A 23,039-nucleotide genomic window follows, 5' to 3' on the forward strand; every position below is an offset into this window, starting at 1 on the left:
CCCAGGATTACTATCCCCATTCCCGGCACCGCCACCGAAATCTCCAGCATCTACCTGTCCTAGATCAAGGTCATTTACTGGGGTATAGGCAGTACCGTTACTCTGATATTCATGCCTATCGCTATAAATGAAGGGGCTTTAATATAAGTAGAAAACAAAAAAATCCTGCAAATCATTGATTTTGCAGGATTTTTTATTTTTTGATGTTTTTGAAAACTATAGTCTTCACATCTTGCGGAGAGTGAGGGATTTGAAACCTAACTGCAACGTGTTTATATCTAGTGATTTATGATTAGCTATTTAAACCACGCACCGAAAAATGCACCTAAATAAAATGATTTTCAATTCTAATATCCTATAGATTAAAGGTAAAGTATTTTTTGAAGCTACAAAAAGATATTTACTGCTTTTTAGATTAAAATATTTGTAGAGATATTTAGACGACCGGAACAAAATCTCCTTTTCTAACCATATAATCCAGCTGGGATTTGCACCTAGTGCAATAATCTATGATTAAATAATATTTGAGGCTGTTTTGTAATTCTACGCATTAAATTACTTACTATTTTTTAATAAGTTTTAGCTGCAATTGCTATGTATAAATATGCGGAATTTCCACATGTTTACAATATAGACAGTCATTTTTTTGAGAAGTATTGGCATTCGCTCACGTTTTGGTGATAATTAACTTATTTAAAAAAAGACCTCATCAAGGGAAATTGTTATATATCAGAATCATGGAAATCTTCATAGTTAACTTCTTCGTCGTAGCTTAATTCACCGTACTTCTTGTCAAATCTTGAATGCAATACAATGTGCAATCTTTTGAAGAGGAAGCTCAATACCTCTTTGTCGTCATCGATATCAATTGACATACTCACAATATGTTCTCTTTCCAGCGTGCTTTTAGTTCTGTCTACACAGTAAAGTGAGATATATAAATTGTTTGTTCCGTAAATTGAAATACCTATAACTTCAAATCGATTTTCATCGATTTTGAAATATTTCCCAAAGCTTTTGAGGTTGTCACCATATTTAGAACCTAAGGAGTCAGATATATCAGCTGCTGCCGTGCCCCTGAAGTCATTATATTGAACGTCTGCTTTCATTTATCGTTTATTTAATTCAAATTCTCTTTTTAATGTTGCTAATACATCACCAAAAACTTCTTTGATGTTATTTTTTGCAAATCTAAGCTGCTGAATACCATACAAATTGGAAAACTCTTCTGTACTTTCTTCTAATAGCACAATTGCTTTGCTAAATCCAAGCCGCCCCTGAAATAGACCAACTTCGTGAATTACATTAGGCCGTGCCCTAAGTGTACCATCAGCACCCTCATCTTCTCCTGTCATCACTAAAATAGCAAATGAGCTTTTTGTTGCCATATCATCCAATATATCGCGTATAGTGTGTCCAGCGCGAGCACCTGTTTCATAAGCTTCAATTTTGTAATCATGCTTATCAGTAAGATGATCTTTCAGATCACGCCATGCTAGACTACGGCCATGTCCTATAAAAATCACTGGAAAATTACTTTCATCCGATGGCTGAACAATTGATGAGTCATATTTTTCTTCAAAAAGCTCGAATACACTTTCTATATCACCTCTTGAAGCTGCTTGGACTATCACAGTGGTATCCACATCTTTTGTGTAACTTATACTTATGCTCACTGTGGCGCCAGATTTTCTAATTGTTGAATTTTCATGTGGCTTTCTATAATCTGCAAAAAATTCCCGTTCATCGTCGAATTCCCATGATTCTTCATTTCTTCTCAATCTAAATGATTGTTTTGTAACATCCTCATTTAAGTTCTTATCCAAAACCTCTTTAATAACGTCAGCGAGAAAATAGGAGCCTTTGTATATTTTTGATTTTTCCATTCGCCTGTTTATTTATTACTTTTTATGATTACGGATTTAAATACCATATCTTTTAGTTGGGTGTAGGTCAAGTGTTTCAAATTGGCTGCAACATCATCTAATGTTTCCATTATTTGAAATTCCTGTTTATTCATGCTTGGAGATGATTTAAAATTTTAGCAATTGATAATTATTCTATAAATGCCTCTGGTTCAATGAAATGAATGCAGTAAATATCAGTTCCATGGTTGTTGATTTTATCTATCAGTTTTCTTTTAAGCTCAACATAGTCTTTGATAACTACCGACCCATTAACCGATTGTATGTGCCGGTTATCCTCACTTACCATTTCACCCCACTTAAAAAAAGTGCCAGCATAATCCAATGCAAATCTTAATTCCCATATCAACGGATTTTCTGCATTATGTATAGCAACATTAGTCCATTTGTAAACTTTAACAAGATCAGTTAGAGTTTTATAGGGGTGTTCAAATAGGTTTGAATTACCATCAATGAAATCGGAAAAAAAATCATGTCTCAATTTTGGGCCGTTAAATTCACGATTGTAGATATCATATATACCACATATTCTTTTAAATTTAATTTCTAATGCTTGCCGCAATGTAAAACAAGCAATATTAATTGCCATTTTTTGATCGAAAATATTTTGTTTATAAAACCCGTTCCAATATAGGTTATTACTAATTATGGATAACTCGAAAGTATGATTATTATAGGATTTCCATCCTTTGAATAGTATAAACTCAGGATTAGTTTTTCGTTCAAAATATTCAATAAATGGTTTGACATCCATTATATAGTTACTAATTAAATCCGAGAACTTAACAATCGTACTATGCTTCATTTTAGAGTCGTCACCCTCTATAATTTTAATCAGCCCATTAAATTTATTATTAGCTACCGACAGGCTGACTTTCATAAAGTTATTGTATTCAACTTGATTTCGTATCAGTCCTGTATTCTTAAATATTCTCCCAATTACATATGAGTCATTTGTAGACTTATCTTCTGCTACATAGTTCTTTACTAAGGCATTTAGATATTCCTTAAAGCCATATAAACACGTTTTAGTTGATTCTCTTGAATTATTTTGAAGTGTTTTTCTTATTCTTTTATCATGAAGCTTATTTATAAGCTTGATTGCATAATCTTTCAAAATTATCAAGTTAATTTTATAAAATACATTGCTGCCGTTATATTGACGGGATTTGTAATAAGTAAAGCTAAGCTATTCTTACATGAATTTAAGCATCTTTGGGTATTTCCTATAATTTTAATAGCTGTAAATCGTCAGCAAAAAGTGGACAGTTAAAGTTATAATCTTAAGGAGGGTTTTCATTAAAAACATTAAATTTAATTATGGAAACTCCAAAGAAAAAGAGCACTGAAAAATTTGTCAAAGACATTCGTAAGTACACCCGTAGAATTTTCAGTTCAGAGCAAAAGATTCTAATCGTAATGGAAGGCCTTCGAGCAGAGATTTCAGTCGTCGAACTCTGCCGTAAACACAACATTGCCCAATCTCAGTTTTATTCCTGGAACAAAGAATTTATTGAAGCGGGTAAAAAACGTCTTTCAGGTGATATTACCAGAGAAGCAACAAGTGATGAGGTTTCAGATTTAAAGAAAGAAAATGCTCGTCTGAAAGAAATTGTAGCCGATCTAGTTCTTCGCTACGATATTGTAAAAAAAAGTTTAGACATGCTGGATTAATCCATAAATACAGGAAATATATGCGATTATCAGCAGGTGAAAAATACGAGATTATACAAACAGTCACACAGAGTGAAATCGGTATAAAACGTACTTTAGATAGTTTTGGGATTGCCCGAAGTACTTTTTATAAATGGTACCAGAATTATCTCAAAAGTGGCTTTGATGGCTTGGAAACAAGTAAAAGAAGTTGTCGTAGGCAGTGGAATAGTATCCCCCAAGAGCAAAAGGATCTGGTTGTAGAAATTGCGTTGGAACATACCGAGTTGTCTTCAAGAGAATTAGCTTACAAAATAACAGATGAACAAAGTGTTTTTATTTCTGAATCAAGTGTTTATAGGATATTAAAACAAAGAGATTTGATTCCTGCACCCAATCATTTTCTTATTTCAGCAGCTAATGAGTTCAAAGATAAAACAGCATTTGTGCATCAAATGTGGCAGACGGACTTCACTTATTTCAAGATTACCAGTTGGGGATGGTACTATTTGAGTACTGTTTTGGACGATTTTAGCCGCTATATTATTCATTGGGAATTATGCGACTCGATGAAAGCTGACGATGTAAAAAGGACAGTAGATACAGCAATTGCTAAAGCAAAATTGAAGTCGAAAGCGAAACCGAAATTACTATCGGACATTGGCGCTTGCTACGTGTCAAACGAACTGAAAACTTATCTTAAAAGCGATTTGAAGATGAAACAAGTGCACGGAAGACCAATGCATCCACAAACTCAAGGGAAAATTGAACGATATCATCGGACGATGAAAAACGTGGTCAAACTCAATCATTTTTATCATCCCGAGCAGCTCATCGAAGCTTTGACAGAATTTGTAGACAATTATAATGAAAAACGTTATCATGAATCACTGAAAAATTTAACACCAGCTGATGTCTATTTCGGTAGAACAGATCAAATTCTAATAAAAAGAGAACAAGTGAAAATCAATTCAATTAACCTGAGAAGGCAATTGTATAATCAACAAAAATTACTAAATTTATAACAACAATCTCTCCTTAAGGAGATAGACCAAAGTGTCCAAATTAGTTTGATGACGTACAACGTCAGGTAACTATTTCAAAAGAAAATACTGTAGTTGAGTTAAAAAACTTCTTCCGCAAGAATTCGATTTAAATGGTATATATTAAATACATAATTGCTTTATCATGGATTATTTTCGGGTTTGCTGTTTTCTCAGCTTCAAGAAATGAGCAAGTCATACTTAATTCGCAAATGAAAACCTATCTTAATCAAATGTTTCCAGAAGGCTGGGGTTTTTTTACCAAAAACCCCAGAGAGGCGAGCATGTCCGTTTACGAATACAAAGAAGGTAAACTCATTGAAATACCATTCTTAAACCAATCTATCGCCACCTATTTCGGATTATCTCGAAAACGGAGAATAATCGCTTATGAAGCATCAATGGTTGCCGGAACAATTGGAAAGAAGAATTGGATTGAAAATAAGTCAAAGTCATTAGAAGATTATAAAGACTGTGTCCCAATTAAAAAAAAATTAAATTCCGATTATAGTCATATTACTTGTGGAACATATTTTGTAAAGCTTTTCAATCCAGTTCCTTTTGCGTGGGCAAAAGAGGGTCAGGGAGACAATAATCCATTTACCTTTGTAAAAGTCTTAATCAAATAAACTTTATTTGTGCTTACTACAAATACCATAACACTAGCGAGATCATTATTAGCTCTAAGTTTACTTCTAACGCTACTATTTACTCCATATTCCGATCTTTTTCCTAAACATCATCTTGAGGTTGTAAGGATTGGAGCAAGCGGGCTTATGAGTCTTAATTTGTTTATGTGGTTTGATACTCCATTAATTCCGTATATCTTATCATGCATAATCCTATTCATTTCAGCTTTAGGGTTCTACCCAAGGTTTATGTGTATTTTGCAATCATGGATAGCATACTCATTATTTTATAGTATGCTTATAGTAGAGGGAGGAGATCAAATTAATGTAATTCTAACATTTCTGATTATTCCAATAGCGATTTTGGATGACAGAGTAAATGGATGGTTGAAAACTAGCAATTCTTTCACATCTGCCCATCCATTATTTAAATTCAATGCATGGTGTGCGTTAATATTCATAAAAATTCAAATGAGTATTTTATACTTCGATGCTGCGATATCCAAAATTGCGGCTCCTGAGTGGTCAAATGGTACTGCAGTTTATTATTGGTTTAATGATCCGATTTTCGGTGCTACTTCTTTTTTGAAAATTTTGTTAGGACCTCTGTTTGAAGCGGGATTAACCGTCTCATTGATAACATGGGGTGTCATACTCCTTGAAATAGCAATAGCTGTTGCGCTAATTTTACCGCAGAAATTTAAATATGTTATACTTCCTGTAGCTGTTTTATTCCACTTTCAAATAGTTGTCGTGCATGGATTACCGACTTTTTTTCTTGCAATGACAGGAGGTTTAATACTGTATCTTGCTGTGCTCGACGTAAGTTTGAGTCAAAACTTATCTTCTATTAAAAATGTATTTTCATATTTATGGAGAAATTTTCCGAAAGTTCAAAGCTTCCAAAAGCAGTTTTAGTTATTTTCACCTTACAGTTTTTTTTCTTTATTCTTTACTATTTGGAGAATCAGGAAGACAAATCTTTGCTGTACTTCGCGGTTGGTATTGAAGTAATTGGTGTCATGTTAGTTTCACTAAAATTGCGATTAAACATTAATAGGGATGAAATTAGATATGGATATCTTCCAATGTTTCCAAATCGTCTATCAATTGATGATATAGAAACAATGGAATTTATAAAGAACGACGCTTTAGGTGATTTTTTAGGTTGGGGAATAAGAACTTCTAAAAAATATGGGAAGGGATATATTACAGAAACTGATAGTGCGTTGTTCATTAAAAAAATAGATGGTACAAAGGTGACAATTTCCATTGCGAATGAGCAAAACCTTAGAGAATATCTATTTAAGATAGGTAGAGGACATATGTTAACTAATTGAAGTATTTATGATCTGTTTTATGTTTATTATATATCCTTAATGCTATTGTCGGACTTAAGAAGTTGTCTGGTTATTTTAATCGATTTATGAATGTCTCTGTTGATTTCATTTTTGTTCGTGAAGTTGGATCAAATTTTATATTGCTAAATAGTGTTTAATTATCTATACGGTATTTGGTCATAAATGATTTATAGATCCGACTTTTTTAGATCCCCATCGAAATTCGTCTAGGATCGTTTTTATCCACTGAACTGGTTTATATTTGAGGTTCACTCAGCGTCCCACAGCTGAATTTGTGAATGGTTAACTAAAAGACCAAGGATATGGAGATAGATTTTGTGAGTAGGGAAGATTTGCTTGCGCTTAAAGTGGAGCTAATTAAGGAAATCAGAGAAATCCTAAATGAGAAATTAAATGGAGGTATTAGCCAGCATTGGCTTCGCAGTGCCGATGTTAGAAAATTAATGGGGATATCAGCTGGCACGTTACAAAACTTCCGGATCAACGGGACGCTGCCTTACCGAAAGGTTGGGGGAATTATGTTCTACAGTAGAGCAGATATCTTGGATTTGATGAAAGGGAGGGATAATGGCTAAAAGCAACCATAATTCCAGAAGTCAAACTAGCTGTTACTTTCAGCGCATTGCGGTTGATTCGCGGTTAACGTCTATGCATATCGGATTACTGATGGCACTGTACTACTATGGCGACTCAGTAAAGTTTGCTGAAAGCTTTCGGGCAAGCAGGCGCAAACTGATGAGCTTTTCGCGCATCAGATCCAAAGCGACTTATCATAAGTGCATTAAGGAGCTGGTGGAATATAAATACATTAACTATCAGCCCTCTTGGCATCCTCAGCATGGAAGTAGTTTTCAATTTCTAATCCAAGATCTGGGAGGTAATGATGAGCAAGGTTGATGAAAACTGTAAGTCGATTCGCTTTCCGGTAAAGTCAGATGAGAAGCTATCGCTTCTTGCGCGCAAGCTAGGTCGTAGTAAAAGGAAGCTTACGATGGATATGATCGATTACTTTTACAAAAGTAAAAAAGATCCTACTGACCTAAGTGATGAACTATTAAAGCGGGAACTCTCTAGTGGAATCAGCCGAATTATATCCTTTATCAAAACCCAGGAGACGGATCTATTAATTCCGATGTATTCTGAGCTGGAAGGATTGTCTAAGTCCTCTGTTGCCCAGCGAACCGTGATGGAGGAAGTTAATGGCAAACTCCCATTGGTGCAAGAATCCGTAGATAAATCGAGCAGACAGGTTAGTGCTACTGGTAATAAGCTTGATCTGCTTATCACTAAGACAAATGAGAGCAAAATACTAAAATTAAAGTTCCTGAAGCTTTTTGATGATTATGCATCTCAGCGAGAATCGCTGGGATGGTCATCATCTGCTACCAAGAGAGATGAGCTTCTTAAGCAGTTTCGTGCCGCTATCTATGCACTTTAAATGCTAGTTCCTGTATGTTTATCAATATTACCACGTCAGAAACTGGAGACAATAAGGGTAGTTGTGGCGCGTTGGTGCAATATCTGGAAAAAGAGAACAGGCTAGCGAATCACTCGGTAAATCAGTCGGAGTTTTGGTTTAATGGAGCAAGAGATGATGTCAAAGCATTTGAGGTACGAACGGCAATAGACAATAACGTCTTTAAGCTAGGCAGCAGTGATAGTAAGTTCTTTCTGATCAATATCAGTCCTAGTAGAAAAGAAATAGCGCATCTAATCGAAACCTATGGAGATGATACTGCTAAGGAAAAGTTAAAAGAATTTGCCACGAGTATCATGGATCAGTATGCCCAGAACTTTAAACGGCCAGGAGTAGAAAGCCACCGTGATCTAATCTGGTATGGTAAGCTAGAAAACTACCGCTATTACAAGATGGATGATAAGCAGGTAAAGGACGGATCAAAGAAACGAGGGGAGCAAAAGGAAGGTCCGCAGATGCATGTCCAAATTATTGTTAGCCGTAAAGATGCCACGGGAAAGATCAAGCTGAGTCCGCAAAACACATCCAAAGGAACAAATGATAAGCACTCGGCGAAAATGGGGCAATTTGATCGCAGAGCATTTAAGCTCAGCGGTGAAATTGTCTTTGATCAGATGTTCGGTTTTCACCGAAATATAGGGGAGAGCTTTTCCCACGCGAACATTTTAAAGAATGGCAGTGTGCAGCAAAAGATTGCTCAGCATAGACTTGAAAAGAGCAGTAGTGATAATAAGAATACGCCGCAGGGAATGAGTAGTCAGGTAGCACAGCTTTCACGTGATTTGATGATGGAAGGGCAGAAGGTTAGTCAGGAACTACTTACTAGGGTAGATGATTTGGTGAATAATAAAGATCTGCTCATGCAATCAGAGTTTGATACCCAAGCCATGAAGCCAACGCATGATGCCATGCTGGCTAAAAACAAGCGACGCAAGAAAAAGCGCGGTCTGGGAAGATAGGTGTCTAGATTAACATCTTAGTACTCCGCTATCGTAATAAGTATTAGCTGCGATTTCAATAATCTCATTGATACAGCTCCGCTAAAAATCACAGCAAAACACTACTTCATAAAATTGAAGTGACACAAATTTACTTCGCCAGCTTGATAGGCGGCCACCTCACTTTGCCTATCGCACTCAATAAAACTTCGATAAAAATGGGTATCCGGCCTAGCTGCCGGAGCCTCCACCGCTGCGCTCATTTTTGATCGCTGCTTTCTTTTGCCTAATCAAGCTCTTGTCTCGTAGGATGCTCGTGTAATCAATTTTTTGTATCACGTTTAATCCTTACTATCATGAGAAAATCGTCAAAAACAATCCAGCAAAACAAATCAAAGTATCCGCAGGAAATCTATGCGAATGAACTTTCTATTTCCTACAACCACTGCGAGCGATTAAAGCAGCCTGAGTTTAAGTGCTTGAATAGTGCTTGCTCGATCGCAAATTTACTGCGAGACATTTGGAATGCAGATGACCTCAATGTGCGAGAAAGCTTTTATCTACTATGCTTTTCCCAGCCGTTAGATCTTATCGGATTTTATAAACTTTCAGATGGTGGTCTGGATGCCGTGGTAGTAGATACTAGACTACTATTCTCTGCGGCATTATTATGTCGAGCAACATCCATCGTTATCGCTCATAACCACCCTTCGGGAGCACTGTTGCCAAGTAAAGCTGATATTGCCATTACCAGACGTGTTCAGCAAGGAGGCGAGATGCTATCCATCAAACTTTTAGATCATATAGCGATATGGAAGGTGATCTGCTTTTTTATCCCACAAACATCTACGATCTCCTTTAGGTAAGCATTCATCTTTTGATTGCTAAGGATGGGGAAAACAGTGCCTTTTTGCTCGCAGTATGGATCTTGATCATATTTACGAATGATCTCGAGTGCCGATGGAAGAAGTGGAATACGGGATGCCGTACTGGTCTTTTGTCTGCTGGTATTGATCCAAAGCTCGCCATCTACCCCGGTGACGATCTCGGATCGTTTGAGCTTTTTAATGTCTGCGTATGCTAGTCCGGTAAAACAGCAAAACAGAAAGATATCACGAACGAATGATAGGCGCTCGGTAATGAAGCTTTTCTCAGCAAGAAGCGCCAGCTCATCAGTGGTTAAAAAGACCCGGTCGACCTGCTTCACCTTGCTTTTATAGTTTACAAAAGGGTTTGACGTGATCCATCCGCTAGCTAGACAAATCCGAATGATCTTACCAAAGTTTTTAATGTATTTTACGCTCGAGTTATTACCGCATTTACGAACAGACTTCAAATAAAACTCGTAGTCCATGATAAAAGCATGATCTATTTTCTTAATGTCCATATCATGGACATTATATTTCCATTTCAGAAAGTCATGGGTATGCTTGAGCGACGTTTGATACCGGCAATAAGTGCCGGCTGTGTATTCTTGACCAATTAACGCGTGCATCTTGGAATTATGCTCTTTAAAGATCTCGATTAGTAAGAACTGCTTCTGTGCTTTTCCGAAGATCTTATCTCGGATGCCCTTGGCTGATACGTTATCGCCTGCATCAAATAATTCACGATGAGCATCGTAAGCTTTGTTTTGCAGGGAATCTAAATAGTGATTGATTGACTTTACCTCTTCTTTAGTGCCTTTGAGCCGTCCGGCATGCGAATTCCATTGTATTGGATCGCAAGAGCGGTTGACCGTAGATTCCGAGCGTTTGCCGTTAAGCGTGACGCGTAGATAAATGGGAACTTTTCCTTTTTGGTAGCCTTTTGGCTTTTTCAGAAAGAACAGCAACGCGAATGTACTTTTCATAATACTTCTATTTTAAAGGTGAATAAAAATAGGATTACAAGACATTTCAATCAAGATGTTCGCTGGTGCAACTTGTTCAATAACAGGTTTTTGCAGCTATTCTGGTGCGTCACACTCACTGTTCCAATGACGCACCAGATAACGCACCTTTTTGATGCGGAATAATGCGTAATTCATGGCTTTGGTACCAATAAAAAATCCTGCAAATGTTTCATTTGCAGGATTTTAGAGTATTTCGATATAATTATCTGCGGAGAGTGAGGGATTCGAACCCCCGGACCTGTTACAGTCAACAGTTTTCAAGACTGCCGCATTCGACCACTCTGCCAACTCTCCGCGACAAAAGTAGAAATTCTACGGTTATTTCCAAAATATATTTTAAAAAAATATGCTTTTATAACGGATAGAGCGGTTTTTGTGCTGAATGCTAGCTTTTTATAAACTGTAAATCAGCGGAAAATTTTATTTCCTCAGAAACCATAACTCCGCCCGTCTCTAAGGCTGTATTCCATGTTAAGCCAAATTCACTTCGGTTGATGCTACCCTTTACGGTAAAACCGGCTTTAGCATTGCCCAAATGGTCTTTGGCAACACCTCCATATTCCGCTTTTAGTGTTATTGGTTGGCTAATACCTTTGATGGTAAGGACGCCTGCAATAAGATAGTTATCGTTGTCCTGAAGTTCTACCGAGGTAGAGGTAAAAACTATCACTGGAAAAATAGAGGTGTCAAAGAAGTCTTTCCCTTTTAAGTGTTCATCGCGGGATTCGTTTTTTGTATCAATGCTGTTTACCTGAATAGATACATCAATTTGCGATTGGGTAATATCATCGGTTTCGGATTTTAGGATTACAGAAAAGTCCTTAAAAGATCCTTTAACGGAGGAGATCATCAAGTGACGTGCTTTAAATTCTAATTCACTGTGGGTAATGTCTAGGTTCCAAACTGTCATTGTCTTTAAATTTTACGATTTAATGCTTTAGTATAAAAACAATCTAAATCTTAATTATGTTTTAGATTTAACAAATGTATAACCATACAAATAGGCAATATTATTATACCATTAATTTTAAATGGAATTCTAAAATTATTGCTTTGGCAGGCAATTAGTTAATGATTGTAAGGTAAAAAAAAGCATATAAATTTTGCAATTCAGCAGGAAATATCTACTTTTGTTGCACTGAAAGGAAGCACCAATAGCTCAGCTGGATAGAGCAACGGTTTTCTAAACCGTCGGTCTCAGGTTCGAATCCTGATTGGTGTACTAAAAATAACAAAAAAGCCGCTTTAAATAATATTAAAGGCGGCTTTTTTATTTCCCACACAGCAAGTGAGTGTTCTATTAAAAAAATGCTTTAAGAGCAGTAAAGCCGTTTTAAATAAAACTTAAACAAAACAGTTCCCCAAATTTTTTATCACACAACATGACAATTGCTCAAATAATCCACTAATATGCGAAAGCATTCCCGGAAAGACTCCGATTATAAGAAGCATGGTGAAGAGGGAATTTTTCTGAACAATAAAAATAAAAAACGTCCCTTAAGCAAAAGGGACGCCAAAACTTAGTATTTATAATCATAAAACACAGGAAAGTATTAAGTAGAAAGTAGCACGATTAAGCTTCCTTTTTATAATGAAGTTCTGTTTTACCATGTTCGTTTTTCCTCGACAATATAAGGTCCGATTTTGTAAGGCTAACAATATTATGTTTTACGGTACCTTTGCTTTTATCAGGCTCAATACCGTCTTTTAGTGTCAATATTCTAACCGCCTTAGAAACCGTATAAGACCCCGATTGGATTAATTTTACGGTATTTTCTTGGTCACCTTTGACAGTCCGGTTAATGGTAAAGTTCTTCCTGTCATCAAAAATGATATCATAACCTTCGGTGTCATCCACTTTATGAGAAACACCATTATCTATCGTGTTTGTAAATGCTAATTTCCATCTGCCAATAATAAATGAAGCCTCTGTTTTTTGTGGTTTTGGGATGGGCTCAATGTCTACTTTTTTATCCGAGCATGCACTCAAGGAGAAAACAATAATAAGTGCTAAAATTGAAAAAATGTTGTTCATAATAAATGGTATTTAGTTTATAAAATTGTGTTTGTTAATATTTAATGCACGAGAAAATATTGTAGGTTTTAGGTTAGAATTTGTGCCTGGAACTGTTCGGATAATAAATTTATAGGATTTCGATGGATGATAGGCATCCCAATTAGGGATTGGGGCACGGTGCCGGTGTCGGAGCTGTTATTGTTGTAATGCCTATATGTTGCTAAAGAATATTATTTCAAAAAATATGCAACATCAAAAAAGTGTAATCTGCTTTACGAATGTGTGGAGGCGTTTGTTGCAGATATAATGCTGTTGAAAACATATTCCCTGCTTTGCATATCGTGCAGGAACCTGATTAGATATTTACGGAGTTGCCGTAATAATTTTCAGTGCTATTTCCTGAAACGTGCCTTTATTCACTAAAGTCCTCTATTTTCCCCTTAATCAGACTTCTTGGATGGCACAAACAGGAAGGTGGTTAGCGCTAAATTCAGGATCCTACAGTCGATACCGCATCACCAAATTTTGGCGGGATGCCGATTTAAATACTGTATGCAATAGAATCAAAAGCACTTAAATCGATAACATCTATTCATAATTATATGCATTGGTTAAAATACAATTTCAAAAGTTTTAAACCTAAGTATTTCTAGGCCCAAGGAAAGAAAAGAGGTATGTTTTGCTGTATATCATTTTCTTTAAGGGCAAGCCAATACCTGTTATCTGTAGGTAGGCTGAAATACCCTGCCAAACCCTGCCAAACCCTGCCATCTATTATCTTAATGAAGATTTAATCCAAATCTATATATTGTTTCTTTAAAAAATAACGATGCCCGTTATTTTTTAAAATATTTAGCGTCATTTTTATTTAAATGAAAAAATATTATCTTTTAAGGTTTCTTAGTAAACCTTAGATTTGTATTCTTTAGTTTAATCGATAGGTTAGTCCTCTAATATACAAATAACTACTATAATACAGGATAATATAATCAATTTCATAAATTAGTATTTTAAATCTTTGTACCATGTGTTACCATACGTCAACCCCATCAAAAAAGGAACTAGAGCAATCGTTTCCATCCTTACATGTGTCGTACACGGGCGACGAGAACTACCATGTTTCTGGTTTTACACGCCCTTTTCTTCCAGTAACCTTAAATGCGCAAACAGCGGATATTGTAGCGGCACGATGGAAATTGATTCCCTATTGGATAAAAACAGAAGCGGAGGCAGCTAAGTATGCGAATACCTTAAATGCTGAAGGTGAACGTATTTTCGAGAAGGTTTCGTACCGGAATGCGATTTCTAAAACTCGTGGGTTACTGTATGTAAAAGGCTTTTTTGAACCACATAAAGTGGAAGGTAAAAAGGAAACTGAAAATTATTACATCTATAAACCAGGGCAGGAGATCTTTACGTTGGGCGTGGTGTACAGTGTTTTTGCCGATCAGGAGACCGGGGAAACCTATCCGACGTTTTCTATAATCACAACAGCGGCGAATGCGCTGTTGTCGGAAATACATAATCAAAAGAAACGCATGCCATTAATTATTGCAGCGGATAATCGCGAAGCCTGGTTAAATGCAACCGGCAAGCAAGAAATAGAAACGCTGATATAACCCTATGCTGGCGAGCTGCAAAGCCATCAGGTATACCGTGTAACCGGGGCCAGGGGAGAGGATACTAATACCCAGGAAATTCAATTGTCACTTTTTTAGTTAGGTACCAAGGACGAGGGCGAAATAGAAGTTCTCTTGTTGTTCCATTTCTAGCTATTTATTGCGAAATTTATAAAAAAAATAAAGCCGCCTATTGAACCTTAGGCGGCTTCTAACCTAAATATTATCACCCAGAGAAATAATAATATAACATTAACAAACGTAGGATAAAGTTAAATAACAGGTTCGAACAAAAAAAACGGGAAACCGTAAATTTCTCGTTTACGTGAAAAATATTTTTTGTGCCGCTTTTTTTATTGGGCTTAAGCCGAAATTAAAATCCCTATATAATCAGATCTTTCTATGCATATTTTAACATTGCCAACTTTAATTGTTTAGGGGTCAGATTTTTTTTTGGCCTATTTTTCTTGATTTTCAGGAAAAATAAATGCCGCCTCTTGGGGATTAAGAGGCGGCAAATAACCAATCATTATCTACCAAATAATGAATAACATTGTATTAACAGGCGTTATAGTCTAAAGATAGGTACCCTATTTAGGTATTTAAAACGGGAACCCGTAAAGATTACATTTTTTTTTCATTAAGAAGGGAAAAATACGGTGATGCCTAATTTTGTGTCTGGTTGTAACCTGTATTTCGATTATAGAGGGGCCTGTACTTTTAGCGGTTGGTTTTAGGGCCCTACAATTTTTGTTAGATTAGATTTACTTGGTGCCTTTGTTTTTATTTCTTAATTTAGAAGCATTCTAAATAATTCAAGTGATATCATGGCAAATTCAAAATTAAGCATTATACAAGAGGTTATGACGGTTGTTCGGAAGGAACAAATTACGCCACATTATATTCGCATTTTTCTTACTGGACCTAATATAGCTCGCTTTTCCAATACTACGGTGGGGGTAAATAATAAAATTTTGATCCCTCCGCGAGGTTTACAAGAGATTCATTTTCCAACTTTCGATAGTGAAAAAGAGGTTTGGATACAGCCTGCCGAAAATCTGAGGCCTGCAATACGCACCTATACCCACCGCGGTATAGATCTGGAAAAAAAGGAAATATGGATTGACTTTGCCGTACATGGTGATGAGGGACCAGCATCGGCTTGGGCTTTATCGGCAACGGAGGGGGACGTGCTGGGGCTGCTAATGAAGGATGGTAAAACGGAGTTGTATGCTGCGGCCGACAATTATCTTTTGGTGGGGGATGCCACAGCTATTCCGGTGCTGGCAGCCATATTAGAGCATCTACCCGCTACGGCATCGGGGATCTGTAGTATTGAGGTGGCAACAGCGGAGGATGTACAGCAGTTGCAAACGAATGCGGATATGACCTTTAAATGGCTGTTTAATCCAAATCCACAGGAGGGGAGTACGCTTGCAGATTTGGTGAAGACCTATGACCTGCCTTTGGAAAATCGCTTTGCCTATGTTGCTGCAGAGTACAATACCGTGAAGGCATTGCGTTCTTATTTGCGTCAGGAAAAAAACTGGACTAAAGAGGAGTTGTATGCCTACTCGTATTGGAAGTCGGGTGTTGCGGAGGATCGCTCGACAAATGAACGGCAGCAGGAAAAGCAATCGGCCGATTAGGTATGAGGCATCGGATAGGGTTAAATTGTTTGGAATAACGGGCTGCCTTGTTCAGGATATCTTAAAAAGTAAGGTTTTTAAAACCTTACTTTTTAGGATTCTGCTTGTTCTAATTCGAGCAGTAGTATTCCTTTAGCCTGGGTAAAGGCATAATCTCTGGCTTCGGCAAAGGATCGGTTATATTTACGTTCAAATTGTTGTAACGACGCGGGTAACGGTCTTAACAGTTGATCGTAGTACCTGTCTAGTGTTTCTTTATCGGGAAGCTGAAAGTTTATGTGAACTTGAAATCTGCGTAGTAGGGCCGTATCAATAATCTCGGCATGGTTTGTCGCACATATTAACAAAGCATCCTTCGGGAAATAATCGATTAACTGTAGGAGTGTATTTACTAAACGCCGCATCTCGCCGACATCCTTGTCGTCATTTCCCCGGGCTTTGCCTATCTGATCAAACTCGTCTAGAAACAAAACGGATTTTTCACGTGCTGCTTTATCGAACAGTTGTTTGATATTTTGGGAGGTTTCGCCAATCCTGGAGCAGATAATATTGCTTAGATTTAAAATCAATAGCTGCTTGCCCAGCGCCTGCGCTATGGCCTTTGCCGTAGTTGTTTTTCCGCATCCGGACTGTCCCTTCAAAAGAATCTTTGTATTTACAGGTAGGCCGTAGGCTGTTAATGCAGCTATATGTTTGTGTTCACGGATCAGCTGACTTACGGCGGTTGCACTCTCCGGTGCCAAAAACACTTCATCCAAGGTTACGACCGTTTTGTCGTTAATAATTAAATCGTAAATATTCATTTTTTTTGCTTTGTAAAGGGCTTCCTATAGGCTGTAACCTGTATTTAACTATCTTTGTTTACACCATACAAAAGTAAGTAATATAATGCGATATAGTTTTAAAAATGACTACACCGAGGGTGCGCACCCCCGTGTCTTAGAGAAGTTGATAGCACGTAATTTACAGCAGGAAAATGGCTATGGCGACGATATTTTTTCGGTGGAGGCCAAAAGGTTGTTGCATAGGCTATTAGGAAATTCAGAGGCATCTCTGTTTTTTGCTTCTGGGGGCACACAGACAAATCTTATGGTTATCGCCCATGTATTGCGCCCTTACGAGGCGGTGATTTCTGCGGACACAGGCCATATTGTTAGGCACGAAACGGGTGCCATAGAAGCGGTAGGGCATAAGGTGCTTACGGTAGCTACAGCAGATGGTAAGTTGGATCCTGATGCTATAGAGCAGGTTGTACAGCAGTATGCTATGCGCCCTCATATGGTAAAACCACGGTTGGTGTATATCTCCAATTCAACGGAAATAGGAACCCATTACCGCAAGTCCGAGCTGGAGGCCTTACATCGCTGTTGCAGAAAGCACGATTTACTGCTTTTTATGGATGGCGCACGGTTAGGGCATGCTTTAATGGCGGCAAGCAACGATCTTACAATGGCGGATATACATGCGTTAACGGATGTTTTTTATATTGGGGGTACCAAAAACGGGGCACTATTGGGAGAGGCGATCGTCTTTGCAAATCCAGATATTGCCCGTGGTTTCGACTATATCTTAAAACAGAAAGGAGCGCTGTTGGCTAAAGGTCGGTTATTGGGTATACAGTTTCTAGCCTTGTTTGAAGATGCCCTCTATTTTAAACTGGCTGCACACGCCAATGCGATGGCGCAGCTGTTAAAGGAGGCTATTTCAGAGCAGGGCTATGGCTTTTTAACCGATTCTGAAACCAACCAAATTTTCCCTATTTTACCCAATCGATGTATTGCGTTATTGCAAGAGAAGTTTCAGTTTCTGGAATGGAAGGAAATCGATTCCGAGCATACCGCCATCCGTTTAATAACGTCTTGGGCAACGGAGGAAGAGCAGGTGAAGGCCTTTATAGCTGTACTACAGCAAGGCTAACGCTGCCGCGTTAGCCTTATGCTTCTATATTTTTATCCTGTCCCACTTATATTTTAGTCCATAACAGTTGGGTAAGTAGCGTAAAGCGCTCCTGGTATTTTTGCGTTAGGGTACCCTCGGGGGTAAACAGATCGCCACGTTGTATGGGTACGCTAAAAGGTAGAGTCCATGCCCGCAGGGCTTTAGCAACGGCATCCATAGCATTTATACCTTGCATCGCTTGTACGCCATCACCCCAGCATACAAGTCCAACTTTTTTATGACTAAGGTAAGGATTTGGCAATTTTGCAGTGCATTCTAACCAGTCTAAACAATTTTTCATAACACCGGTCATGCTGCCGTGGTATAGAGGGCTCAGCCAGATATGGGCATCGGCATCCCGGAATATTTGGTTCATGCGTTCCACAGCAATAGGGGTTTTGCTTAGCGAAAGATCAAATAAGGGAATACCGGAATCCGTTACTTTAAAGATTTCCGTTTCCACCGCATTGGCTTGGAGTAGGGTACTTAAAAAGTTGCTGATGCGTTCGGATGTGGCATCAGCTCTTCTGTCTAATGCCCCGTTGAAGATTAATACTTTCATGTTTTTACTTTTTATAAATTACCTTAGGCATTCCGGCTTCGCCGTACATTAAGGTTTTTACGAGGGGTTTCAATTTTGTGGTAAGGGCAATGTATAAAGACGGGTGTATATTAAAATGCGCACGTACGACAACCTTTTTGTCCTGTAATTCCGAAAAGTCAGCACCCGCTATATGGTCGAGCCACAACCACAGGGTAAGGTCTTCTGTTGTCGTAAAGGCCACCACCGTAGCATACGGTTGTAGTTTATCGGCCAGCATCATAAAAACCCAAGTCGGAATAATGGTATCCGCGGTACAACCTATGGCTACAGGCTTATTTTTAAATTTTTCCCAGGCATAATTTGAGACCAAGGCTTTAAAATCTTTTTCCCGAATAATAAGCCCCATATATAGGAAGTCCTTAATATCGAGAAATAAAACCGTATCTAAGGGTTTATACTCCAAAATATCGACGGTTATAATTCCCGAATTTTCTACCTTATTGTTAAGAGGTGTTACGTTCATGGCTGTGGGTAAAAATGTTTTGAAATTACTGCAACTCAGGTTGCTGCTCTATTCTTATATACAACCTATCTATTCGCCTAGTTTAACCTGTTTAGCTTCCGCATACAAGGCCTCAACTGCCGACCAGTTTAAAACCGACCAAAATGCCTGTAAATAATCGGCACGTTTGTTTTGGTATTTTAAATAATAGGCATGTTCCCAAACATCAACAGCGAGAATCGGGAATCCCTGAATAGGAGCATTATCCATAAGCGGATTGTCTTGGTTTGCGGTAGCACCAACGGCTAAGCTGCCATCTTTTTTTAGATATAACCAAGCCCAACCTGAGCCAAACTGCGCCAGCCCTGCTTTTTGAATGTCTTCTTTTAGCTGGTCTACACTTCCGAAGGTCTCCTTAATGGCTATGGCTAAATCGCCGGTAGGCAGGTGTTGCGCATCTGGCGACAGGATGGCCCAGAAGAGGCTATGGTTATAATGTCCGCCAGCATTATTGCGCAGGGTCGCACTAAAGGTGCTGCTACGCTGTAATAGTGTTAGTAAATCCAGGTGTTCAGCCCCTGTATCGATAAGAGCCTTGTTCAGGTTATCCACATAGCCCTGGTGGTGCTTGCTGTGGTGAATTGTCATCGTTTCTGTGTCGATAAATGGCTCTAATGCAGCATAAGCATATGGAAGCGCGGGTAAGATGTATGGTGACATAGCTTTTAATATTTATACTGCAAATGAACAAAAAGGAATTTAATAAAACAAGTTTTTACTTGTTTTAATAAATTCCCAACCTATCCTTTATACGTAGTAATACCAACGATTTAAAAGCATAACAGTTAACGTCGGATTTTTTTATATTTGTAAATCCTTATAAAACAAGTTTGCAGTTGTATAATTATGAAGAAAGAAAGCGTCGATCGGATCTTAATGGAAATAAAGATGCAAGGAGAAGTTACTTTAGCCTACCTAGCAGAAAAGTTAGGTATGACCAAAGAGGGGGCTCGGCAGCATCTGGTAAAACTTTCCGATGAGGGTTATATTGCTGTTGAAGCTAAAAAAGAGGGGGTAGGGCGGCCTACAGCATATTTTATGCTTACCGATAAGGGAAGGTCTAAATTTCCGGATACCCATGCACAGATTACAGTAGACCTCCTGCAATCGGTGAAAAATTTGTTAGGTGAAAATGCGCTTAATTTATTGATTTCAGATCGCGAGAAGCAAACTTACGATCGGTATGCTAACGCAATGGCGTCTGATAAAACCTTGGAAGCGAAATTAATAACGCTAACCGCACTTCGTTCGGATGAGGGATATCTTGCCGAGTGGAAGAAAGAGGGGAACAGTTATTTTTTTATGGAAAACCATTGCCCGATTTGTGCTGCCGCGACCGAATGTCAAGGCTTCTGTAGAGCCGAGTTAAAAAACTTCCAGGAGCTTTTAGGGCCTAAATTTTTTGTCGACAGAACACAGCATATTATCTCGGGTGCGTTGCGCTGTACCTATAAAATAACCAAACTGAGGTAAGTGCTTGTCGTATTATCTCCATTGCTGCAGGTTATCTACCTACATTTTTATGTTTAGCGTATACCAAAATTGCGGTCATATAGGCCTATTCATCCGCATCTTATCCAGCTGTGTTACCGTATTTATGGACGCCTGTGTAAGGCGAAATATACAATGGGAGGCCGCTTATTCCGGCCTTGCTTGCTGGGGCTTCACTTTGCGCTATGGTATGGCGACCAGAGCTGCAGCGGCCGTAGAAAAACCGGAGCGTAATACCCCGGTCAGGCTAATACAAAGGAAGTCGTCCGACTGTTGCTGGTATAGTGCATATCTTAAATGTTTATTTATCGCCGGTAAGTACTAATTTTGTAACATGAAGATAAGTTTAATCTGTATTGGAAAAACAGACGATAAATACATACAAGAGGGAATTGATAAGTACCTGAAGCGATTAAAACATTATGTAACGTTTACCATAACTGTTATTCCGGATATTAAAAACGTTAAAAATATGTCCGAGGCGCAGCAGAAAGAAAAAGAAGGCGAGATGTTTCTGAAGCAAATTGGGAATCAAGATTTTCTAGTACTGCTGGATGAGCATGGTAAAGAATTTCGTTCCGTAGAATTTTCCAATTACCTGGAGCAGAAGATGCTGGCCAGTGTGCAACATATGGTCTTTTTAATTGGCGGTCCATACGGTTTTTCGGAGGCGGTGATGGCACGTGCCAACTTTAAAATCAGTTTATCAAAACTTACCTTTTCGCATCAAATGGTACGGTTATTTTTTGTAGAACAGGTATACAGAGCCTTCAGTATTATGCGGGGAGAGCCCTACCATCATGAATAATTTTTTGTGGAATTGTATATTTTTACGCATCATTGTATTAAAAAGGAGGTAATTATGGATATGGATAAGTATAAACGCGATTATAGATTTAAAAGTGATGAAGGCAGTAAAGGGTCTAGTCTTAAATGGCTTATAATCCTTTGTGGAGTAGCCATAGCCGCAGTGGCGTATTTTTTTAAGTAAATCGTGTACATTATACCTTCAAAAAATGCTGTTCATTTTTTTTGAACAGCATTTTTTTTTTGAATTATATTAAGGTGCAGGAAATTCTGCTAAAAATCTTTGCCAGGCTACCTGATCCGTTTTAAAGGTCAGCTGTTCGTTTTTAAGCTCTGTTATATTTACCAGTCGGAAAACCTCATCTTTCTCGTTCCCCGTATAAGGGTCAAAGTCAAATGCTTTGTCTTTAATAGGCATGGCTAACGGTTCCAAGGCCTTAACCTGGTAATAAACCGACAAAATCTGACTCTCGTTGAAGCTGGATTTTTCATAGAAGTCTGTGGTGTATATATGTTTTACAACCTCGATTTTCAGATTACACTCTTCCATAAATTCTCTTTTGAGGGCATCAATTAATCCCTCACCGTATTCTAGTCCGCCACCCGGAAATTTGGTGAAGGCTACACTCTGTGTTCTTTCATCCGTAATTAAAACCTTATTGTCGGCATTGGTTAAGATGCCATACACTCTCACATTAAACGGATACATATTATTCCTTACACTAGTCAACACAATATCTCTTTTTGGGGTAGTACGCTATTTTCTATATTTAAGTTAGATCTGTTGAAATCCATTTTCTACCGCCATCTCGTCGATAAATAAAATTGAATAATGTCTCGGCAAGAACCAGGTTATCGTGTTGCCCACCTGCTGGAAGGCTTGTTCATTCGCAAATTGTCCCGGTGTAAAGTTAAAAACAAGGTCCTGCTTAACCACCGCCTCGTCTTCGAAATTACGCGCAATAAGCATGGTTTTAGGCGTTTTTATGCCCGCATGGTTTAAGAATTCGCGCAGCTGATTGCGTAGATATTTCGGCAAGATACTATCCGATGGCTGTCCGATTAATATTTTTTCATCGTTGCCGATTACGACATTCTCTTTATGCTGCGAAAAGAGATGATCCTCACTATAGAAAGTATCGTTGAGCTCAAAGTTTACAATATCGCCATACGTGAATACCCAGTCAGGCTGTTCATTTTGTGCATTTACGACGATACCAAAACCCTGAAGCAATAGGGTAGGCAGCTGCTTGCTAATCACAAAAGCCTGGAAGTTCTCGTTTGTTGCTACAGTTTGTACTTGTACATAAGGAAAACCATCACTCGCTATTACCACCTCCGGGTTACCTAATTTTAAGTTTGCATCTGCAATATTGCTCAAGAAGCTGGCTACCCATTCTTGGTCTCTTTCTGCAAAAGGAACCTCCACCAGCGCATTTAAAGATACCGTTTTTTCTAAATCTCCTAATCCTACAGTGCTATCATTATCCAT

General features: G+C 38.2%; 26 protein-coding genes and 2 tRNA genes. 15 read left to right on the forward strand and 13 right to left on the reverse strand.

Annotated elements, in window-relative coordinates:
- Positions 1-722: 722 nt before the first annotated feature.
- From ACL9RF_RS01230 to ACL9RF_RS01240, 3 genes are all read right to left on the reverse strand, one after another.
- Complete coding sequence (locus tag ACL9RF_RS01230; protein ID WP_422798771.1) at positions 723-1,109, reverse strand: hypothetical protein; 387 nt, start codon at positions 1,107-1,109, stop codon at positions 723-725.
- Entirely contained in the window at positions 1,110-1,886 is a 777-nt protein-coding gene (locus tag ACL9RF_RS01235; protein WP_422798772.1) for a TIR domain-containing protein, read from the reverse strand.
- Between the two features lie 169 nt (positions 1,887-2,055).
- Positions 2,056-3,042: a hypothetical protein gene (locus ACL9RF_RS01240; protein WP_422798773.1), complete on the reverse strand. Its 987-nt coding sequence runs from the start codon at positions 3,040-3,042 to the stop codon at positions 2,056-2,058.
- A 203-nt stretch (positions 3,043-3,245) separates the two neighbouring features.
- On the opposite strand from ACL9RF_RS01240, the gene ACL9RF_RS01245 reads away from it, so the two are divergent.
- The 8 genes from ACL9RF_RS01245 to ACL9RF_RS01280 all read left to right on the forward strand — a co-directional run bounded on the left by ACL9RF_RS01245 (position 3,246) and on the right by ACL9RF_RS01280 (position 9,892).
- Positions 3,246-4,603, forward strand: a protein-coding gene (locus tag ACL9RF_RS01245) for an IS3 family transposase (protein WP_422798774.1) whose coding sequence is annotated in 2 segments (ribosomal slippage) — positions 3,246-3,561 and positions 3,561-4,603 — 1,359 coding nt in all. Because the reading frame shifts where the segments join, the coding sequence is not laid out codon by codon here.
- Between the two features lie 131 nt (positions 4,604-4,734).
- On the forward strand, positions 4,735-5,250 hold the full coding sequence (locus ACL9RF_RS01250) for an SdpA family antimicrobial peptide system protein (RefSeq protein WP_422798775.1): 516 nt from the start codon (positions 4,735-4,737) through the stop codon (positions 5,248-5,250).
- A gap of 9 nt (positions 5,251-5,259) precedes the next feature.
- Positions 5,260-6,168, forward strand: coding sequence for a sporulation-delaying protein SdpB family protein (locus ACL9RF_RS01255; RefSeq protein WP_422798776.1), 909 nt, complete (start codon positions 5,260-5,262; stop codon positions 6,166-6,168).
- A complete protein-coding gene (locus ACL9RF_RS01260; protein WP_422798777.1) occupies positions 6,123-6,590 on the forward strand; it encodes a hypothetical protein in 468 nt (155 codons plus the stop codon). Before ACL9RF_RS01255 ends, ACL9RF_RS01260 begins: the two co-directional genes overlap by 46 nt.
- A 323-nt stretch (positions 6,591-6,913) precedes the next feature.
- Positions 6,914-7,186 carry a helix-turn-helix domain-containing protein gene (locus ACL9RF_RS01265; protein WP_422798778.1) on the forward strand — a complete coding sequence of 91 codons (273 nt, stop codon included), beginning with the start codon at positions 6,914-6,916 and terminating at the stop codon, positions 7,184-7,186.
- 305 nt (positions 7,187-7,491) lie between these two features.
- On the forward strand, positions 7,492-8,049 hold the full coding sequence (locus ACL9RF_RS01270; RefSeq protein WP_422798779.1) for a BfmA/BtgA family mobilization protein: 558 nt from the start codon (positions 7,492-7,494) through the stop codon (positions 8,047-8,049).
- Positions 8,050-8,063: 14 nt separating this feature from the next.
- Positions 8,064-9,047 carry a DUF5712 family protein gene (locus ACL9RF_RS01275; RefSeq protein WP_422798780.1) on the forward strand — a complete coding sequence of 328 codons (984 nt, stop codon included), beginning with the start codon at positions 8,064-8,066 and terminating at the stop codon, positions 9,045-9,047.
- 335 nt (positions 9,048-9,382) lie between these two features.
- Complete coding sequence (locus tag ACL9RF_RS01280; protein ID WP_422798781.1) at positions 9,383-9,892, forward strand: JAB domain-containing protein; 510 nt, start codon at positions 9,383-9,385, stop codon at positions 9,890-9,892.
- Here ACL9RF_RS01280 and ACL9RF_RS01285 read toward each other — a convergent pair.
- From ACL9RF_RS01285 to ACL9RF_RS01295, 3 genes are all read right to left on the reverse strand, one after another.
- Positions 9,826-10,878: a site-specific integrase gene (locus ACL9RF_RS01285; RefSeq protein WP_422798782.1), complete on the reverse strand. Its 1,053-nt coding sequence runs from the start codon at positions 10,876-10,878 to the stop codon at positions 9,826-9,828. The two genes, ACL9RF_RS01280 and ACL9RF_RS01285, sit on opposite strands and share 67 nt — an antisense overlap.
- A gap of 251 nt (positions 10,879-11,129) precedes the next feature.
- Positions 11,130-11,214 (reverse strand) — tRNA-Ser (locus ACL9RF_RS01290).
- Positions 11,215-11,305: 91 nt separating this feature from the next.
- Positions 11,306-11,830, reverse strand: coding sequence for a YceI family protein (locus tag ACL9RF_RS01295; RefSeq protein WP_422798783.1), 525 nt, complete (start codon positions 11,828-11,830; stop codon positions 11,306-11,308).
- Between the two features lie 238 nt (positions 11,831-12,068).
- On the opposite strand from ACL9RF_RS01295, the gene ACL9RF_RS01300 reads away from it, so the two are divergent.
- Positions 12,069-12,142, forward strand: a tRNA-Arg gene (locus ACL9RF_RS01300).
- Positions 12,143-12,493: 351 nt separating this feature from the next.
- On the opposite strand, the gene ACL9RF_RS01305 is transcribed toward ACL9RF_RS01300, so the two are convergent.
- The gene (locus ACL9RF_RS01305; RefSeq protein ID WP_422798784.1) at positions 12,494-12,955 is read right to left on the reverse strand and encodes a hypothetical protein; all 462 of its coding nucleotides are present in this window, start codon (positions 12,953-12,955) and stop codon (positions 12,494-12,496) included.
- 1,007 nt (positions 12,956-13,962) lie between these two features.
- Between ACL9RF_RS01305 and ACL9RF_RS01310 the strand changes: the two genes are divergently transcribed.
- Complete coding sequence (locus ACL9RF_RS01310) at positions 13,963-14,556, forward strand: SOS response-associated peptidase (protein ID WP_422798785.1); 594 nt, start codon at positions 13,963-13,965, stop codon at positions 14,554-14,556.
- Positions 14,557-15,383: 827 nt separating this feature from the next.
- Entirely contained in the window at positions 15,384-16,205 is an 822-nt protein-coding gene (locus ACL9RF_RS01315; protein ID WP_422798786.1) for a siderophore-interacting protein, read from the forward strand.
- A 92-nt stretch (positions 16,206-16,297) separates the two neighbouring features.
- On the opposite strand, the gene ACL9RF_RS01320 is transcribed toward ACL9RF_RS01315, so the two are convergent.
- Positions 16,298-17,008, reverse strand: coding sequence for an AAA family ATPase (locus tag ACL9RF_RS01320; RefSeq protein ID WP_422798787.1), 711 nt, complete (start codon positions 17,006-17,008; stop codon positions 16,298-16,300).
- Between the two features lie 85 nt (positions 17,009-17,093).
- On the opposite strand from ACL9RF_RS01320, the gene ACL9RF_RS01325 reads away from it, so the two are divergent.
- Positions 17,094-18,122, forward strand: coding sequence for a threonine aldolase family protein (locus ACL9RF_RS01325; RefSeq protein ID WP_422798788.1), 1,029 nt, complete (start codon positions 17,094-17,096; stop codon positions 18,120-18,122).
- A 46-nt stretch (positions 18,123-18,168) separates the two neighbouring features.
- Here the strand turns inward: ACL9RF_RS01325 and ACL9RF_RS01330 are convergent, their stop codons facing one another.
- The 3 genes from ACL9RF_RS01330 to ACL9RF_RS01340 form a co-directional block, all read right to left on the reverse strand.
- Complete coding sequence (locus ACL9RF_RS01330; RefSeq protein ID WP_422798789.1) at positions 18,169-18,705, reverse strand: NADPH-dependent FMN reductase; 537 nt, start codon at positions 18,703-18,705, stop codon at positions 18,169-18,171.
- Between the two features lie 4 nt (positions 18,706-18,709).
- Entirely contained in the window at positions 18,710-19,210 is a 501-nt protein-coding gene (locus ACL9RF_RS01335) for a DUF2480 family protein (RefSeq protein WP_422798790.1), read from the reverse strand.
- A gap of 69 nt (positions 19,211-19,279) precedes the next feature.
- Complete coding sequence (locus ACL9RF_RS01340; RefSeq protein ID WP_422798791.1) at positions 19,280-19,909, reverse strand: superoxide dismutase; 630 nt, start codon at positions 19,907-19,909, stop codon at positions 19,280-19,282.
- A gap of 186 nt (positions 19,910-20,095) precedes the next feature.
- Here ACL9RF_RS01340 and ACL9RF_RS01345 point away from each other — a divergent pair, with 186 nt between their 5' ends.
- From ACL9RF_RS01345 to ACL9RF_RS01355, 3 genes are all read left to right on the forward strand, one after another.
- The gene (locus ACL9RF_RS01345) at positions 20,096-20,722 is read left to right on the forward strand and encodes a helix-turn-helix transcriptional regulator (protein WP_422798792.1); all 627 of its coding nucleotides are present in this window, start codon (positions 20,096-20,098) and stop codon (positions 20,720-20,722) included.
- A gap of 352 nt (positions 20,723-21,074) precedes the next feature.
- Positions 21,075-21,548 carry a 23S rRNA (pseudouridine(1915)-N(3))-methyltransferase RlmH gene (rlmH, locus tag ACL9RF_RS01350; RefSeq protein WP_422798793.1) on the forward strand — a complete coding sequence of 158 codons (474 nt, stop codon included), beginning with the start codon at positions 21,075-21,077 and terminating at the stop codon, positions 21,546-21,548.
- A gap of 54 nt (positions 21,549-21,602) precedes the next feature.
- Positions 21,603-21,731 (forward strand): hypothetical protein, encoded by a 129-nt coding sequence (locus ACL9RF_RS01355; protein WP_422798794.1) that lies wholly within the window; start codon positions 21,603-21,605, stop codon positions 21,729-21,731.
- A 69-nt stretch (positions 21,732-21,800) separates the two neighbouring features.
- Here the strand turns inward: ACL9RF_RS01355 and ACL9RF_RS01360 are convergent, their stop codons facing one another.
- Together ACL9RF_RS01360 and ACL9RF_RS01365 are read right to left on the reverse strand one after the other, a co-directional pair.
- Entirely contained in the window at positions 21,801-22,256 is a 456-nt protein-coding gene (locus ACL9RF_RS01360) for an NUDIX domain-containing protein (protein WP_422798795.1), read from the reverse strand.
- A 66-nt stretch (positions 22,257-22,322) separates the two neighbouring features.
- The gene (locus tag ACL9RF_RS01365; RefSeq protein ID WP_422798796.1) at positions 22,323-23,039 is read right to left on the reverse strand and encodes a hypothetical protein; all 717 of its coding nucleotides are present in this window, start codon (positions 23,037-23,039) and stop codon (positions 22,323-22,325) included.

Source organism: Sphingobacterium sp. Mn56C (assembly GCF_049319645.1).
Classification (GTDB): domain Bacteria; phylum Bacteroidota; class Bacteroidia; order Sphingobacteriales; family Sphingobacteriaceae; genus Sphingobacterium.

Bases quoted from the DNA above. Each gene is read 5' to 3' on its own strand.
- ACL9RF_RS01365 (WP_422798796.1), bottom strand. From the start codon at position 23,039: ATGGATAATGATAGCACTGTAGGATTAGGAGATTTAGAAAAAACGGTA.
- ACL9RF_RS01330 (WP_422798789.1), bottom strand. From the start codon at position 18,705: ATGAAAGTATTAATCTTCAACGGGGCATTAGACAGAAGAGCTGATGCC.
- ACL9RF_RS01335 (WP_422798790.1), bottom strand. From the start codon at position 19,210: ATGAACGTAACACCTCTTAACAATAAGGTAGAAAATTCGGGAATTATA.
- ACL9RF_RS01250 (WP_422798775.1), top strand. From the start codon at position 4,735: ATGGTATATATTAAATACATAATTGCTTTATCATGGATTATTTTCGGG.
- ACL9RF_RS01315 (WP_422798786.1), top strand. From the start codon at position 15,384: ATGGCAAATTCAAAATTAAGCATTATACAAGAGGTTATGACGGTTGTT.
- ACL9RF_RS01280 (WP_422798781.1), top strand. From the start codon at position 9,383: ATGAGAAAATCGTCAAAAACAATCCAGCAAAACAAATCAAAGTATCCG.
- ACL9RF_RS01320 (WP_422798787.1), bottom strand. From the start codon at position 17,008: ATGAATATTTACGATTTAATTATTAACGACAAAACGGTCGTAACCTTG.
- ACL9RF_RS01305 (WP_422798784.1), bottom strand. From the start codon at position 12,955: ATGAACAACATTTTTTCAATTTTAGCACTTATTATTGTTTTCTCCTTG.
- ACL9RF_RS01260 (WP_422798777.1), top strand. From the start codon at position 6,123: ATGGAGAAATTTTCCGAAAGTTCAAAGCTTCCAAAAGCAGTTTTAGTT.
- ACL9RF_RS01355 (WP_422798794.1), top strand. From the start codon at position 21,603: ATGGATATGGATAAGTATAAACGCGATTATAGATTTAAAAGTGATGAA.
- ACL9RF_RS01340 (WP_422798791.1), bottom strand. From the start codon at position 19,909: ATGTCACCATACATCTTACCCGCGCTTCCATATGCTTATGCTGCATTA.
- ACL9RF_RS01265 (WP_422798778.1), top strand. From the start codon at position 6,914: ATGGAGATAGATTTTGTGAGTAGGGAAGATTTGCTTGCGCTTAAAGTG.
- ACL9RF_RS01360 (WP_422798795.1), bottom strand. From the start codon at position 22,256: ATGTATCCGTTTAATGTGAGAGTGTATGGCATCTTAACCAATGCCGAC.
- ACL9RF_RS01235 (WP_422798772.1), bottom strand. From the start codon at position 1,886: ATGGAAAAATCAAAAATATACAAAGGCTCCTATTTTCTCGCTGACGTT.
- ACL9RF_RS01270 (WP_422798779.1), top strand. From the start codon at position 7,492: ATGATGAGCAAGGTTGATGAAAACTGTAAGTCGATTCGCTTTCCGGTA.
- ACL9RF_RS01285 (WP_422798782.1), bottom strand. From the start codon at position 10,878: ATGAAAAGTACATTCGCGTTGCTGTTCTTTCTGAAAAAGCCAAAAGGC.
- ACL9RF_RS01230 (WP_422798771.1), bottom strand. From the start codon at position 1,109: ATGAAAGCAGACGTTCAATATAATGACTTCAGGGGCACGGCAGCAGCT.
- rlmH (WP_422798793.1), top strand. From the start codon at position 21,075: ATGAAGATAAGTTTAATCTGTATTGGAAAAACAGACGATAAATACATA.
- ACL9RF_RS01310 (WP_422798785.1), top strand. From the start codon at position 13,963: ATGTGTTACCATACGTCAACCCCATCAAAAAAGGAACTAGAGCAATCG.
- ACL9RF_RS01345 (WP_422798792.1), top strand. From the start codon at position 20,096: ATGAAGAAAGAAAGCGTCGATCGGATCTTAATGGAAATAAAGATGCAA.
- ACL9RF_RS01295 (WP_422798783.1), bottom strand. From the start codon at position 11,830: ATGACAGTTTGGAACCTAGACATTACCCACAGTGAATTAGAATTTAAA.
- ACL9RF_RS01275 (WP_422798780.1), top strand. From the start codon at position 8,064: ATGTTTATCAATATTACCACGTCAGAAACTGGAGACAATAAGGGTAGT.
- ACL9RF_RS01325 (WP_422798788.1), top strand. From the start codon at position 17,094: ATGCGATATAGTTTTAAAAATGACTACACCGAGGGTGCGCACCCCCGT.